The organism is Chengkuizengella axinellae (assembly GCF_030730905.1).
Taxonomy (GTDB): domain Bacteria; phylum Bacillota; class Bacilli; order Paenibacillales; family KCTC-33759; genus Chengkuizengella; species Chengkuizengella axinellae.
This window is the reverse complement of the sequence record NZ_JAVAMP010000002.1, coordinates 558,802-573,438: the sequence shown is the minus strand read 5'-3', so window position 1 is coordinate 573,438 and position 14,637 is coordinate 558,802. Positions and strand designations below refer to the sequence as shown.

Genomic DNA, 14,637 nt, shown 5'->3' with positions numbered 1-14,637 from the left:
AAATGTTTCCACGCTGAAATATATCTTATTCTCTTTTACGAAACAACAAAATAGCCTTTCGGCTATTTTTTGTTTATATTTATTTAGTTTCTAGTCCATTTTCAATGGCTTTCCAAAAGTCTTCCACTCCATAGTCAATTTCCCATACGGATACACCTGCTAATTCATAGAGATTCACCAGACCTACTTTTTCACTTGTACTTCTGTCATCATCGTACCAAACTTCATGTGGATTTCCAGCTTCATCTGTATATAAATAATAAGGTGTTTTTGAATCTACATATTTATCTCTCCTTGCAATTATTCCACCCATTTCAAATCTACTAGTCACTTCTTTACGTGATATAGATTCATGATCTTCCATAGTACCATTTAAATCCCAATCAACACCATAACCAGGAATTCCAAGCAATATTTTTTCAGATGGAATTTGGGTAACTGCATAATTCAAAACATTTTGCAGCCAATCATAACCTGCTATTGGTCCAGGTTGTCCCCATACACCATGTTGATCATAGCTCATTAATTGAATATAATCTGCTGATTCTCCTAGCGCAGCGTAATCGAATGCTCCACTCCAAGCTGCTCCTGGATTATCCCATGTTTTTGCAGTAACTGATACAATAACCTCGAAACCCTGGGGTTGTAGCCGATCTGACAATTCCTTTACAAATTGTGAGTAGTTAGCTCTATCTTCCGCAAACATATTTTCAAAATCTAAGTTTACTCCTGTATAATTATAATTTTTTACGATTTCTTCTAAATTATTTATTATTTTTATTCTCAAATCTCTATTCCCTAAAACATGACTTGCAATTTCTGAATTAAATCCACTACCATGGACGTTGGAAACAGTCGCAAATGTGTTAATATTGTTTTGGCTTGAGAAATCCAAAGCCTCTGTTGGATAATGACCTCTTATATCTCCTGTGTAAGTTATTTCAAACATTGCAGTTGATATAGCATTCATATAACTGTGATAGTCCTTTAAAGCCTCTAAAGAAGTTTTATCTCCATCAAAGTAATAAGTGTAATAAGCTAATACAATTGGGGCAGTTTTTACTTCAAATAAAGACATTGCAACTTCATTTTCATATCTTACAATAACTGCATATTCACCTTCTGAATCATCTTCTGAAAGGACGAATCTAGATGTATAGTAACCAGCTTCATTTGTTACCACTTCAACTCTATTTATTTCTACATTATTTTGTTGTAATGAAATCGATACTACCGCTTCACTAATTGGTGCACGCCCTTCATTATCTGTTAATACTTTACCAGAAATGATAACAGGTTCTTCTTGTTGATATTTTGGTTGATTTGTAGAAACAGATAGGTCTATCGCAATAGGTTCTGGCATTTTCGGCTCTACCACTTCAAATGTTGAACTGTAGATTTTTAACTCATAACTTACCTCTACAGCATACTCTCCTATTGGTTCATTCTCTAAAAGCTCAAATGTAGCAGCATAGAGCCCTTCACTATCTGTTACTGCTTCTCCAGAAAATACTTGTTCATTATTTGTTTCTATTATAATGGAGACTAAAGCATCATTTATTGGTGTTTGTTGTTCATCCATTGCGAACACATTACCTGTAATTACAACAGTACCACCTTGTTCATACTCTTGTTGATTTGTTGTAACTGTTAAATCTTTTTCGACTTCTGGTTCAATCACTTCAAACGTAATTGAGACAACTTTTGACTCATAACTAGCTTCTACAATATATTCTCCTTCTGTAGCATCTGAAAGATCAAATGCGGAATCATAGCGCCCCTCACTATCTGTTAATGCTTCACTCGAAAATACTTGGTTATCATTTGTTTCTATCGTTATTAAAACTGCAACTTCATTAATAGGTGAAGGTTCTTCTTCATCTGTGAATAAATCTCCGATAATTGAGACCAAATCCCCCTGCTCATAAACTTGTTTTTCAGTAGAAACTGTTAAATCTACTCCAACAGGTTCTGGCATTTCCGGTTCAGGTAATTCAGGTATCTCATTATCTTCTCCTGATCTATCTACTTCAAAAGTAGACAATTCGCTCTCTGACTCATAACTTACTTCTACAATATATTCTCCTTCTGTAGCCTCTTCTAAAAGATCATAAGTGGAAGTAAAGATTCCAGACTCATCTGTTATCACTTCTTCTGCGAATATTTGTAGATCATTGATTTTTATTGTGATCAAAACTACAGCTTCCCTTAAAGGTACAGGACCTTCTTCCTTTGTTAACACACTACCCGATATGTCTACTCTTTCATTCTGTATATAATTTTGTTTATCTGTGGATACGGATAATTGTGTTCCTATTGGTTCTGGTATCTCGGGTATTTCTTGTGCTCCTACTTCAAACTGAGAATGATCTATACTATTCTCGTATCTTGCTACTACTACATATTCACCAAATGAAGCATCATCTGAAATCTCAAAATCAGATCTATAAAGTCCTGCTTCATCTGTTATAACTTCATCCGTAAATACTTGCTCATCACTTGTTTCTATCGTAATAAATACAACAGCTTCGCTAACAGGTTTAGATTCTTCTTCTCTTGTAAACACATTACCTAAAATAACTGCTGTTTCTCCATGCCCGTAGATTGATTTTTCCGCAGAAACTGTTAACTGAGTTTCTATAGGTTCCTGTCTTTCTTCATCATTTTCTTGTGAATTATCTGCTCCACTACTTGGAGGTCTATTAGTCTCACCGTCATGTGGTGGTTTTTGATTTCCAAAAGGTGTAATAACTTCTTCTTCAACAACTTCAGCTTCATTTTCTAAGCTTGTATCTGTATTTATGACTTCACTGATCTTTCTCTCAGTCTCATATGCTGAATCTACTAAAAAATATCGATCAGCAGCTGTTTTATAATTTTCTGTTTCTTTTACTAATCCCAATTTTAGTGCTGCTGAAACATATTTTTTTGCCCAATCACTGATATTATCATCATCATTAATCAAACTATCTTCTGGTATTTCTTTATTAGTTGCTAGAGAGTATCCTATCATTATCATTTTAATAAACTGTTCGTATGTAACTTGATCCGCAGGTGCAAACTTACGATCTCCTATTCCATCTACTATACCGTGCTGTACCGCTGTTTCAATATGTGCATACGACCATCTATCTTTTGCTACATCTGTAAATATTGGTTCTATTGAATTTTTTGAACTATCTAAATTGAATAGAAGGACGATTATTTTAGCTGCTTGTTCTCTTGTCATATCATCTTCTAAATGAGGCAACCCATCATCATATCCACTAAAAACCTTTTTTTCTTTTAATGATTCGAATTTTTCTTCCGTAGTAAGCGCAGATGCTACATTAAAATAAGGCAACAACATAAAAACCATGGATGCTGCAAGTAATATTGATAAGTATTTCTTCATGGTCTACCCCTTTAAATATATTTTATTATAGAAAATGATATAGTGAAATCTAAATCATGTTATATGTAAATTAATTTATTTTAAGATTTTATCATCCAAATTTATAATTTTCTACCAGTAAATCATTCCAAACTACAAAATGAATAGAAACATGAGTTCAATCATTTATATAAAAAAAAAGACCTCTACATAGGGGTCTTTCTACAACAAACAAAATGTTATAGCTTTACTTTAAATTCCTTTACATAAACAGCCGTTCCAAATATACCAACTTCAAAAGAATCTGATTTTTTTTCTACTTCCACTGAAACTCTTCCATCTCTATCAATTTCCTGTCCTTGTTCAACTAAAATAGAGATTTTGCTTGATTCTAGGTCTTGATTTATATATTTGGCAAAATAAGCTCCCATAACACCAGAGGCTGTACCGGTTACTGCATCTTCTGTAGTTCCAGAAAATGGGGAAGAAAAATGTCTTCCATGCATATCAGCCAACTCATCATAGGTTTCTAAACAAAACAGATGAATAGACACTTTTGGCATTTCAGTTAATACTTTTGGAAAAAGTTGATTGTTAGGTTTCATTTTTTCAAAAGATGTGAGTCTCTTAATAGGAACTATTAACGTCCATATACCTGTACTTCCATAAACGATAGGAAATTGGAGGTCAATATCATGTTTAGTCAACCCTATAGCTTCTGCAAGTTTGTTCACTTGAGATTTAAACGGTAAAAAATGAGCTGTAGTTTGTTTCATATAGATACTGATCTGATTATTATCTTCATAAACTCGAACAGGTAAAATTCCAACATTGGTTTCTATAGTTATAGCATCTTTTTTAATATTCCGATTTGCTCGAAGAGCATAGATACTAGCAATTGTTGCATGTCCACATAAATCCATTTCATGTCCTGGGGTAAAATATTTTAATCGTATGTCAGCTTCATCAGATTTCAAAACGAAAACAGTTTCGTTAAAGCCTACATTTTTTGCAATTCTCTGCATTTGATGTTCAGTTAAATGATCTGCATCTACAACAACACCTGCTGGATTTCCTTTATTAGGAATATCACTAAAAGCATCTATATGTAGAACATTAATCTCAGTCATGATGTCTTACCCTCCTGTATGTTTTGTTATCTCATATAACATCCATTGTTAATATCAAACACAGAACCAGAGTAGTTCCTTGCAGCATCTGATAAAAGAAAAGCTACTGTATTTGCAACATCTTGAGGCTGCAATCTATCATTTAACAGTTCCTTTTCTCTATATTCATTCACTCGCCATTCTGGTATATCTTCCATCATTCTTGTTTCTACTAAGCCAGGGGTCACCGCATTCACTCTAATATTAGGAGAAAAGTTAAGTGCACAGCTTTTTGTCAATCCAATTAGAGCAGCTTTTGATAATCCATATATCGCATCCGTACTACCCTCTTGACCAGCGACAGACGATATATTCACAATACATCCTTTGTCTTTTCGTTGCAACAGTAATTCACCAAAAAATTGAGAAAAATAAGTCGCACCTTTTATATTCACATTGATCACTTTGTCCATTTGATCAGGGGTATAATCCAGCAGATCTTTTCCTAAATAAATTCCAGCATTGTTAACTAACCCATCAATAGAAGAAAATTTCATATTTAAAAGTGAAAAAAATTGTTTAACATCCTTGTAATCCGAAACATCTACTGGAAAAACAAAAAGTGGATCGTCATAAAATCTATATTTTAATTTTTCAAGTTTTTTTAATTGTTTGTTATTAAGATCACATGCAATAACCTTTGCTCCTTGCTCCAAACATTTCGTTGTAATCGCTTCACCTAAACCACCTGCTGCACCCGTCACTATGACTGTTTTATTCGATAATTCGTTCATGCTCATCACCTTATGTAAGTTATTTAATCATCATTTACCAGACTTCTTGAAGAGTCTCTAAAAATATTTTATCTAATACATCGTCATTATTCCATACTACTTTAGAAACATTTTGAGTATATTTTTCATAATATTGAATGGATTGTTCGATAAATAGGTGAATTTCATTGATTCTAGGCTCTGTATCCAGTTCTTCCCCAGCTTTTTTACGATCAAGCAGGTAATGTATTTGAGTTTGCAATTCTCCTTTCGGAATAAGTGATTGTACAAGCGTTTCAAAATTGAGCGGTGGGATTGTTTGTTTTAACTCCATCCATTTACAAGCTAACAAAGGCCTTAGAACATAAAAATATTTCTTGATTTTCACTTCGTTCCCTTGAAGGTAATCTCTAAAATTGCCTTTTGCCATATTTAAATAATGATATAAACATGATTTTGGAGAAAAAGATAATGGACTTAAATCTCTGATTTTTTGTGCTGTAGTAAAAGGCTCTGAATACACAATATCGGACTGCAGCCACTCTAGTAAAGGAGGATTCGATTTTTTGAATAGCTTTAATGCTTTTCTTAAATCCCAACCATTTATATCTAATAAATCATTGATTGGCAGTTCAATTACGTCTCTTTCTTCTTTAATTGACAAGTACCATTCAGTGGGATGGATATAAATAAATCGTACATCATAGTCACTGTCCTGTGATGGAAATCCCCAGGCTCTACTTCCAGATTCACACGCATATAAAATTTTCACTAGATGTTCCTTTTCAATCTTTTTGAGTTCCTCTACAATTTTATTTCTCAACGTGACCGACTCCTTTTACATATAGCCCTTATATTATCGTTGATCATATTCTCTTTTTAAAAGGGAATACAGTTTAACATCTTCATATTTCCTTCCAATTTATAATTGTTCTCTTATCGTTCCTTCATAAGTCATTCAACCTTTTGCATAACTCTTTCTGAACCTATATTATCCACATTGCATCTTATGTATAAAAATTGCACTTGCCTTTTTGACGAGTGCTAATGTGCGAATCAGTATGTTGTTTTCTATTTAAATTTAATAAGAAATTCTACTCTGTTTAGTAAATGTTGTCAACCTTTTATTGAACCGCTGACCTACATACTTGTAAAAACTTCTCAGGCTCTTCAAAGTTTGGGGCATGAGCAGATTTTTCGAACCAAATTAGATCCTTTATTGGTGCATCCAATTGATGATAAAATTCCTCAACAAGTTCAAAAGAGGTTTGGTAGTCAAAACGCCCAACACAAAAGTATACCGGAACTTTTAACTCCTCTATCTGTTTAAACAAATTGGTCTCCATGAGTTCACCCCATAAGTTGTTCACTGAAAATCCCTCACCATTTTTCATAAATCGCAACCAATCTAGAAAAGAATATTCTCTAAAAGAAATTGATTTCAATACTAACTTAAGTGCTGATCCTTCATACATTGACCCTCCAAACTTATTTAACCATTTCCTTTGCACAAAAGTATCCTTTATATTTGCATATGGGGGATAACCTATTTTATTCAACTCCTTTACTGCCTGTTTGTTATTCGTTTCTTTCGCTTTATCGAGAGTAAAACCATACGATATTTCTTCATTTTTCTTCATATTCACAACTTGCCCAACACCTATATATGCATGTATTTTTTCTGGATACTTCTTTGCAATAAGAGATCCAATGACACTTCCCCATGAATGTCCTACTAAGTACAATTTTTCTTTACCCAAACGTTCAAGTAATATTTCTATAATCTCATGAGCATCTGAAACAAATTGGTTGATGTTCATGCTTTCTACTGGAATATCTCTAGAAAAAGATTTTCCAGCACCTCTTTGGTCCCAATTGATAACTACAAAGTCATCCTCTAGCTTACTCTGTAATTTTGGAGCAAAGCCGATTTGCGCTGTCCCAGGTCCTCCATGAAGAAAAAGTAGGATTGGATTGTTTTTGTTTTTTCCACGTGCAAGTATACATTGATCAACTCCACCAATTTTTATCATTTCAATAGAAGCTATACTATTCTGCAGAACATTTTTATTCGAATCTTTAAAGTTAGATGTCCTTGATTTAAACATAAATACCCTCCTAATAAAACTAATCCACTTCATTTACTATGTTTAGACGCAGTTGAAGTCCAACACCCTTCATTTTTACATTTTTATTGTCAAAAAATATTAATTTGTTATAATACTCCAATAACAAAAACTCATATCAATGTCTATCCAAGATGTTAATTCTGATGTTATAAAGAAAAGAGAGTGTTTTATGGACAAACATTTATTTTTATTTGGAGGAGGACCTCCATTCACTAAAAGAATGGCAAGGAAATTTGTACAAGAAACAACAAAAAAGGATGCCCCGATCTCTCTGTTAGTTGTTGAACGAGAGGGTTGGGAGCAATACATAACAAACTATACAGATAGTTTATTCCAATTAGGGGTAAAAGATATCCAAATCGCACCTCTTCCTTCTACCCCAATTAATAAGGTTTTAAAATGTATAGAAAACAGTTCTGGAATTGTCATTGGCGGTGGAGATACGAATTTATATGCAGATTACATCGTCGATACACCTATCGCTGATGTGATTAAGCAAAAATACGAGGATAGTATTCCTGTAGCTGGTTTTTCCGCTGGAGCATTAATCAGTCCAGAGGAATGTATTCTATCTGCTAAAGATAATGTTTTGAAAGAATTTCAGCATAGAAAAGGTTTAGGGTTAGTCTCAGACATTTTATTAGCCGTACATTTTACTCAATGGAAGGATCAAAACCATCTAAGAGAAGCAGTAAAGAAGTTTAATACTCATGTCAATTATGGCATAGACGAAAAAACGTGTGTATATTTACTAAATGGATCACTTGCAGACACAGAAGGGTACGGAGTTTATTCTATTATTAATGATCGTGTGGTAAAAGTTCATGCAAACTCTTCATTCAATTGATTTAATAACCAATCGTATATTTCTTCATTTTCATACGTTCTCGTCCATGAATCATGACCCAGGTGAGGGTATATTGTAAATTTCACCTTACCTCCAACATGGTGCAGCAACTTAACCATCTCTTCCGAGTGATGGATGGGAACTGCATCATCCTTGGCGCCATGAAACACCCAAACTGGTGTGTTTTTTAATTGAGGCATACCGCTTCGAAATTTTGCCAAAGGTAAAGACACACCACAAATTGGGATTAATGCCGCAAACAATGACGGGTATTTATCTGCTAAACACCAAGTTCCATATCCACCCATGCTGATACCTGTTAAATATATTCTAGAAACGTCTATATCATAGTTTTTAACTATGTCCTGGATCAACTGATACAAGATTTCCAACTCCCTATCCCATATCGAATCTTCTGGACATTGTGGTGAAACCGTAATAAAAGGGAAATCTTCTTTCTCACTTACAATTTTGGGAATTCCATGTTTCTTTACAATCTCAAGATTCTCTCCTCTTTCTCCAACGCCATGAAGAAAGAGAATAAGTGGCCAATTTTTATTAGAATTATCATATTCTCTAGGTAAAGACAACAAATAATTCAATGAAGATTTATGAGTTGAAGTTGTGGTGAATTTACATTTTAATAATTTCAAAAATAGACCTCCATTCATTTGTAGGCAATATTCACTATTTATCATGAATTCTTCAAGTAATTCCATTAAACCTTAATTTTTATTTCTATTCATCATTTGTTTATTAAATTCCTTTGATTGTCCTCTAGGTATGCTTAATGAGTTCCATGAATCTGAAAGTTGTTTTGATATGTATACAATCTGACCTATATGATAGGAGTAATGTGAAATTTGTCTTTGAATCGCCTGCAATACACTAAGAGATTGACTTCGTATCGTGATCGTTTTATTTAAATCACTTTCATTTAAGTCGCGAATCGCGTCAAAAACAAATGCCCAACCTTCGTTCCAGACCGATAATAATTCTTCCTTAGTATCTATCTTCCCTTCAAACTCCTGATCACGATCTCTCCCAGTACTCTCTCCATCTGATGCTAAAAAATTCTCCCACCTTGATTTCATATTCCCATTCAAATGTTTTACAATAATCGCAATACTGTTCGAATCTTCATTTTCCGAAAAATTGATTTGTTCTTCTTTTACTTGCGTAATTGATTTTTCACCCAATAATTTCATTCCTTCAAAATTGTGAAGAACGGTTTCTAAATAAAGTTTTCCAATGCTGCTCATATTTATCATCCTCCTAAATCATTACTATCTTAAATCTAATCCCGATAAAACTAACCGATGAAACATCTCATCTACATCAACAGCAGATACTTGTATATGTTCTTCCCCATTCATCCACCAATGAATAAGACTCATCAAGGTATTTACTACAAAATCTACCGCTATGTCTTGAGGAATTAAGGATGAATTAGAATAGTTAGATATTAATATTTCTTCTTGAACTAAATCTGAAATTACTCGTTTGATATGATGTAGAACAAACATTCCGCTTGGTGCAACCGTTGCCTTCCACAAATGTTTACTCTCTTGTACATGTTTTAAAAAACTTAAACTAAATTTAAATCGAAACACTTCCGTTTTTTTAGTTTCACTTTTATCGATTTGCTCTTTTAGTAATTCACTTAATATATTTACATTTTCAGCAAGCAGCTCTTCCTTATCCACAAAATGAGAATAAAAGGTTGATCGACCGATATTCGCTCGATCAATTAAATCTTGGACAGTGATCGCTTCGTAACCTTTCTCTACCATAAGATCTTGAAGCGCCTCGTGCAACAAGTTTCTCGTCCTTTGAACTCTTCTGTCTTTTTTTTGTTCTTTCACGAAGAATCCTCCCATTTTAATGATCATTTTAAATGAATCTATTTCTTTATGAACAATACAAGCTATATTGATTATTGTTATATCTCTTTATGTACATTATAGTCGATATTGAATACATTGTTCAATATCAAATAACACCCCAACATATATTTTTATGTTATAAAAAATGAACATTGGAGGTTAAAACGTGCATGACTTATTAAAAAATAAAGTCCTTATGATCCTTATTTTATCTGACATCATTCAACAAACTGCCATTTGGATTCGAAACATAGCCTTGCTGTTTTTTATTATGGAAAAAACAAACGATAGTCCTATCTACGTTTCTTTATTAACGGTTATAGAATATACACCAATCTTTCTATTCTCATTTATTGGTGGTACATTAGCAGATCGATGGAACCCAAAAAAAGCAATGATTTATGGTGATTTAGCCAGTGCAATTTCTTTACTCGTCATCATATTTTTTGTAACAGGCGGAAACTGGCAGGCTATATTTTTTGCCACACTTGTTTCTAGTGTTGTTAGTCAAATCTCACAGCCCTCTACATCCATCATGATAAAAAAACATATACCAGAGAAGTTGATCGCGCCAGCAATCGGAATTACACAAAGTCTAGTTGCTTTATTCCTTATTATCGGACCAGTCATCGGAACGTTAATCTATAGTTGGTTGGGCATTCAAGCTTCTCTAATTAGTATCATGATTGCATTTTTAATTTCTGCTTTTTCATTACTCTTCCTTCCCAACTTTAAAAAGGATGCAGCACATAAACAACATTCTAACTTAATAAATGAAATGCAGGATGGTTTCCACTATGTAATACACTCCAAAAACTTGGTTATTATTGCAATTACTTTTGGGATTATCGGCTTAAGTGCAGGCATTGTACATCCATTAGATGTTTTCATCATTATAGAAAGGTTAGGTTTAGAGAAGGAGAATTTGCAGTGGTTTTACATTCTTGCTGGCATAGGCATGTTATTGGGAAGCATCTCCGCTTCTATTCTGGCCAATAAAATGAATATAAAAATGGTAATTGTTGGAGCGCTTTGTTTTTTATCCGTAACACTTATAATCGAAGTTTTATCAGTATGGATTGCACTTACTAGTACTATGAGGTTTTTAACAGGTTTTCTTTTAGCATTATGGCAAACTACGCTAGGAATGCTTGTCATCAAAATGGTTGATGAAAAATTCATTGGTAGAGCAAATGGAATTTTGACACCACTATTTATAGGCGGTATGTTGATAGGTTCAGCGCTAGCAGGACCTTTAATGGTAGCAACATCATTAATCAATGCATTTCTTATAGCTGGATCGATAACGCTAATAAGTGCATTGATAAGCACAAAACTAACATTCAAAAGCTCTGAAAAGTTAACTAAAACTAAAAAAAATCATATGCATTTTCACTAGTCTTGACAAAAAAGTGCCACCATTGATTCTTCTTTAAATACAATGATGGCACTCCATAACTATTTATATATATTTAAGAATGAATATATTAATCACTAATTAATTCAATCTTATCTCCCGGTTTCAACACTTCTTTATTTTCAGCCTTAAACATTCTAATCGTGTCTTCATTATAAAAACCATCTTCCCCCGTGCTGATTGGAATTACTTTTTTTGCGTTTAATTTTTTTGCCACTTTTACTGCTTCCTCTGGTCCCATATTGTATACTCCATCAATTGGCAGCAAAGCATAGGTAAGGTTTAAGTCAGATAGCTCTTTCATCTCATCAATCATAGATGTGTCTCCAGCATGATATAAAAGAACATCCCCAATTTCTAATATGTAGCCAAAGGATTCCTCTTTCTCATGGAATTCATTATAGGCGGCTACAGCGTGAATTTTTATACCCTCCACTTCAATAGAATGTCCAGGGAATCCACTCTTAATTTCATTTTCCTTAAAATTATAATCGGGATCAATATATATTGTGCTTTTTTTAGTCTCTACTTTCTCTATATCAGAATGATCATAGTGAAAATGAGTAACTAGAATAATATCTGCTGGTTGATCATAATTATCTCCTGCCCAAGGATCAATATAAACAACCTTACCTTCAGCTGTTATTATTTTTACACTAGAATGTCCCAAATATTCAAGTGTTGCAAGAGTTTTACTTGAATTTACCGTTATGTTGCATCCCGTTAACATGGTGAGGATACTAGAGATCACCAATAATAATGACATCGATTTCATTAATTCAACAAACTTCACCATAAATCTCCTTTCACACAAAAGTAAACTTTTAAATTAATCACGTTCTCATGCTGTAATTCTCCCTTTTCTTCAAAGGGGAAATAACAGATAACAGCATATTTTCACCTGATAAGGTCATCTAACTTTCAGCGAGAGTTATAATAACTGCCACTGAAAGCAAGATTCTCTTTATTACTTTTAGTTATGTCAAGTTGATTTATTTAAGAGGGAAACTTTCAACAAAACAATTTGTAAATAAATAGAAAAAGAATGTTAATTTGTATATTTATTATATTTTTATAAAATATCTTAGATCTAGATTAACATATATTGACCAAATTTGTAACGCTTACAATATAAAAAGTTAAAAAAAATTCAAATTTATATTCATTATAAAAAAAATTGTATTTGAACTAAATCTTCATAATTATGAATTAAAAGTACTTGTTATACAACCAAACCAAACAAACTAGAATTAGTTTTTCCCACTATTTCAATCTTTCTATTAAAATTCTAAATATGTTATTGTACTCCTAGCGAACATGAAAAGGAGATTTGATTTATGATATTAACAGTTACAGCATCAGCAGATGTAGGTTTAATAACATTTTTACCTTTATTATTGTATTTACTAATCATTCTATTTGTCGTTTCTTTTGTTCTTTTTATTCGAAAATTACTTGTTAATTCATCTGCAAAAGTAGTACATAACGCTGAAATTAGTAAAAAGCTTGACAGAATCATTGAATTACTTGAAAAACAAAATAATAACTAACTAGCTTATAAAGTTTTTTTATAAGCTTTTATTTTATAGAGAATACTTGGTAAAATTATTTTTACACCACAAAATTACGCAATGATTGTTCATGACAAAATATAATGTCTATATTAATCAAACGGATACAATCTTGATGTTTTATTACATAGGGTTTATACGGGATTAACTTTTCATCATTTAAATAACTACCATTTTTTGAACCTAAATCTTTTACTTCGTACTCCTCCATATTGTTTCTCATAATTTCTATATGTGCTCTAGATACACCTACTTTATCGACCACATAATGAACAATCGAATCGTCACGTCCTATGATAAAAGAGTCATTTTTAACTTTCACTTTTATGTTTTCTTTTTCATTATTTTGAGATTTTTTCACCTCTAAATAAACCTCATTTTGTTGTGCCTCATTAAATTCAATGACATTACATGGACTTAAAATAACAGTTTGATCCATAGGCGTTAAAATTGTCGTATGCTCTGGCAACTCCTTAAAATAGATATCATCATTCGTATGATTAGTCTGCATTGAATCTATAGTTTTATTAAAAATATAGTTTTCATTTTCAAGAGTTGTGGAAGATTCTTTGCTTTCATCTATATTTCCCAAGTATGATTGATCGACTTGATGACGAACGTAAAATGGTAAAAGGTTAATAATAACTAAAAAAACAGTTACTCCTATCGCTGTAAATAACACAAAAGGAAGTAAAATAGAAAGATATATTCTCCAACTTATAGCAATGATTAAAGTTGAAATTGCCATTATTATTGCTCTATTCTTCCCTTCCAACAATTCTACGATCTTATGAATGAATTTACTTTTGTGCATTGATTGATCTAAGAATCCACCTGTATGTTGTGAAGAGTGCTCTTGATTAAATACTATATTTTCATTTGAGGACTCAATATTCATTTCATTTATATCTTCAAATTCAAAATTATTATCTTTTTCTATGTTAAAATCGAATATATATAAAACTTCTTCTCTAAGCCTATCCAATGAAACATTCCTTTCATTAAATAATATAAGCAGTTTTTGTAATTCATTTCCGCTCATCTCTTGAACATATTCCAATAAATTTAAAACTACTTGTTTTATTTGTTCAATTACAGACGTTTTATTTAACGTTCCCTTTATAGGTAGATATGTCAAATAAATTTCATTAACATTCCTTCCTACAAAAATAAAATCAGGATGAATAATATAATTTTGTTCATTTAACAACAATGATTTATGATTATGTATTATTGTAATAAATTGTAATATGATTTTATAAAATTGTTCAGATGAAATTTGGTTCATTCTTAACTCTTGAGATAACATTCTCTTATTCGAATAATCAAATAGAAGTTGAACATTCATATTATATTCATTTAATTTCATAGGTAACAATTGACTTGCTGCATTGTTTTCTATCATTTTCATTTGCAAATTAGAGAGCATATCTCTATTAAAATCAGACTTTGACAATGCAATGTAATATCCGTCTTGTTCTATATAATTGTACTTAAAATCTAAGATTGTACCATCAGTTATTCCCGTCATC

General features: G+C 32.3%; 13 protein-coding genes. 3 read left to right on the top strand and 10 right to left on the bottom strand.

Translation table 11 applies throughout. From position 1 onward, the window contains the following. Nucleotides 1–79: 79 nt before the first annotated feature. From Q5Y73_RS08355 to Q5Y73_RS08335, 5 genes are all read right to left on the bottom strand, one after another. A complete protein-coding gene (locus Q5Y73_RS08355; protein ID WP_305991405.1) occupies nucleotides 80–3,394 on the bottom strand; it encodes a glycosyl hydrolase family 18 protein in 3,315 nt (1,104 codons plus the stop codon). Between the two features lie 218 nt (nucleotides 3,395–3,612). Beyond that, nucleotides 3,613–4,503, bottom strand: a complete 891-nt coding sequence (locus Q5Y73_RS08350; RefSeq protein ID WP_305991404.1) for a PhzF family phenazine biosynthesis protein — start codon at nucleotides 4,501–4,503, stop codon at nucleotides 3,613–3,615. 26 nt (nucleotides 4,504–4,529) lie between these two features. Then, a complete protein-coding gene (locus Q5Y73_RS08345) occupies nucleotides 4,530–5,276 on the bottom strand; it encodes an SDR family NAD(P)-dependent oxidoreductase (protein WP_305991403.1) in 747 nt (248 codons plus the stop codon). Nucleotides 5,277–5,310: 34 nt separating this feature from the next. Then, a complete protein-coding gene (locus Q5Y73_RS08340; protein WP_305991402.1) occupies nucleotides 5,311–6,078 on the bottom strand; it encodes a nucleotidyltransferase domain-containing protein in 768 nt (255 codons plus the stop codon). Between the two features lie 301 nt (nucleotides 6,079–6,379). After that, nucleotides 6,380–7,363 (bottom strand): alpha/beta fold hydrolase, encoded by a 984-nt coding sequence (locus tag Q5Y73_RS08335; RefSeq protein ID WP_305991401.1) that lies wholly within the window; start codon nucleotides 7,361–7,363, stop codon nucleotides 6,380–6,382. 190 nt (nucleotides 7,364–7,553) lie between these two features. On the opposite strand from Q5Y73_RS08335, the gene Q5Y73_RS08330 reads away from it, so the two are divergent. After that, complete coding sequence (locus Q5Y73_RS08330) at nucleotides 7,554–8,231, top strand: Type 1 glutamine amidotransferase-like domain-containing protein (RefSeq protein ID WP_305991400.1); 678 nt, start codon at nucleotides 7,554–7,556, stop codon at nucleotides 8,229–8,231. Here Q5Y73_RS08330 and Q5Y73_RS08325 read toward each other — a convergent pair. The 3 genes from Q5Y73_RS08325 to Q5Y73_RS08315 form a co-directional block, all read right to left on the bottom strand. Beyond that, nucleotides 8,207–8,884: a carboxylesterase family protein gene (locus Q5Y73_RS08325; RefSeq protein WP_305991399.1), complete on the bottom strand. Its 678-nt coding sequence runs from the start codon at nucleotides 8,882–8,884 to the stop codon at nucleotides 8,207–8,209. The genes Q5Y73_RS08330 and Q5Y73_RS08325 overlap by 25 nt on opposite strands. Nucleotides 8,885–8,956: 72 nt before the next feature. Continuing rightward, nucleotides 8,957–9,493 carry a DUF1572 family protein gene (locus Q5Y73_RS08320; RefSeq protein ID WP_305991398.1) on the bottom strand — a complete coding sequence of 179 codons (537 nt, stop codon included), beginning with the start codon at nucleotides 9,491–9,493 and terminating at the stop codon, nucleotides 8,957–8,959. A 24-nt stretch (nucleotides 9,494–9,517) separates the two neighbouring features. After that, nucleotides 9,518–10,096 carry a TetR/AcrR family transcriptional regulator gene (locus tag Q5Y73_RS08315; RefSeq protein ID WP_305991397.1) on the bottom strand — a complete coding sequence of 193 codons (579 nt, stop codon included), beginning with the start codon at nucleotides 10,094–10,096 and terminating at the stop codon, nucleotides 9,518–9,520. A 187-nt stretch (nucleotides 10,097–10,283) separates the two neighbouring features. On the opposite strand from Q5Y73_RS08315, the gene Q5Y73_RS08310 reads away from it, so the two are divergent. After that, entirely contained in the window at nucleotides 10,284–11,516 is a 1,233-nt protein-coding gene (locus tag Q5Y73_RS08310) for an MFS transporter (RefSeq protein WP_305991396.1), read from the top strand. Nucleotides 11,517–11,604: 88 nt separating this feature from the next. Here Q5Y73_RS08310 and Q5Y73_RS08305 read toward each other — a convergent pair whose 3' ends face one another. Beyond that, complete coding sequence (locus tag Q5Y73_RS08305; RefSeq protein WP_305991395.1) at nucleotides 11,605–12,327, bottom strand: MBL fold metallo-hydrolase; 723 nt, start codon at nucleotides 12,325–12,327, stop codon at nucleotides 11,605–11,607. 544 nt (nucleotides 12,328–12,871) lie between these two features. Between Q5Y73_RS08305 and Q5Y73_RS08300 the strand changes: the two genes are divergently transcribed. Next, the gene (locus Q5Y73_RS08300) at nucleotides 12,872–13,084 is read left to right on the top strand and encodes a DUF4083 family protein (protein WP_305991394.1); all 213 of its coding nucleotides are present in this window, start codon (nucleotides 12,872–12,874) and stop codon (nucleotides 13,082–13,084) included. A gap of 61 nt (nucleotides 13,085–13,145) precedes the next feature. Here the strand turns inward: Q5Y73_RS08300 and Q5Y73_RS08295 are convergent, their stop codons facing one another. Next, nucleotides 13,146–14,636, bottom strand: a complete 1,491-nt coding sequence (locus tag Q5Y73_RS08295; protein ID WP_305991393.1) for a DUF6382 domain-containing protein — start codon at nucleotides 14,634–14,636, stop codon at nucleotides 13,146–13,148. Between the last annotated feature and the right edge of the window lies 1 nt (nucleotide 14,637).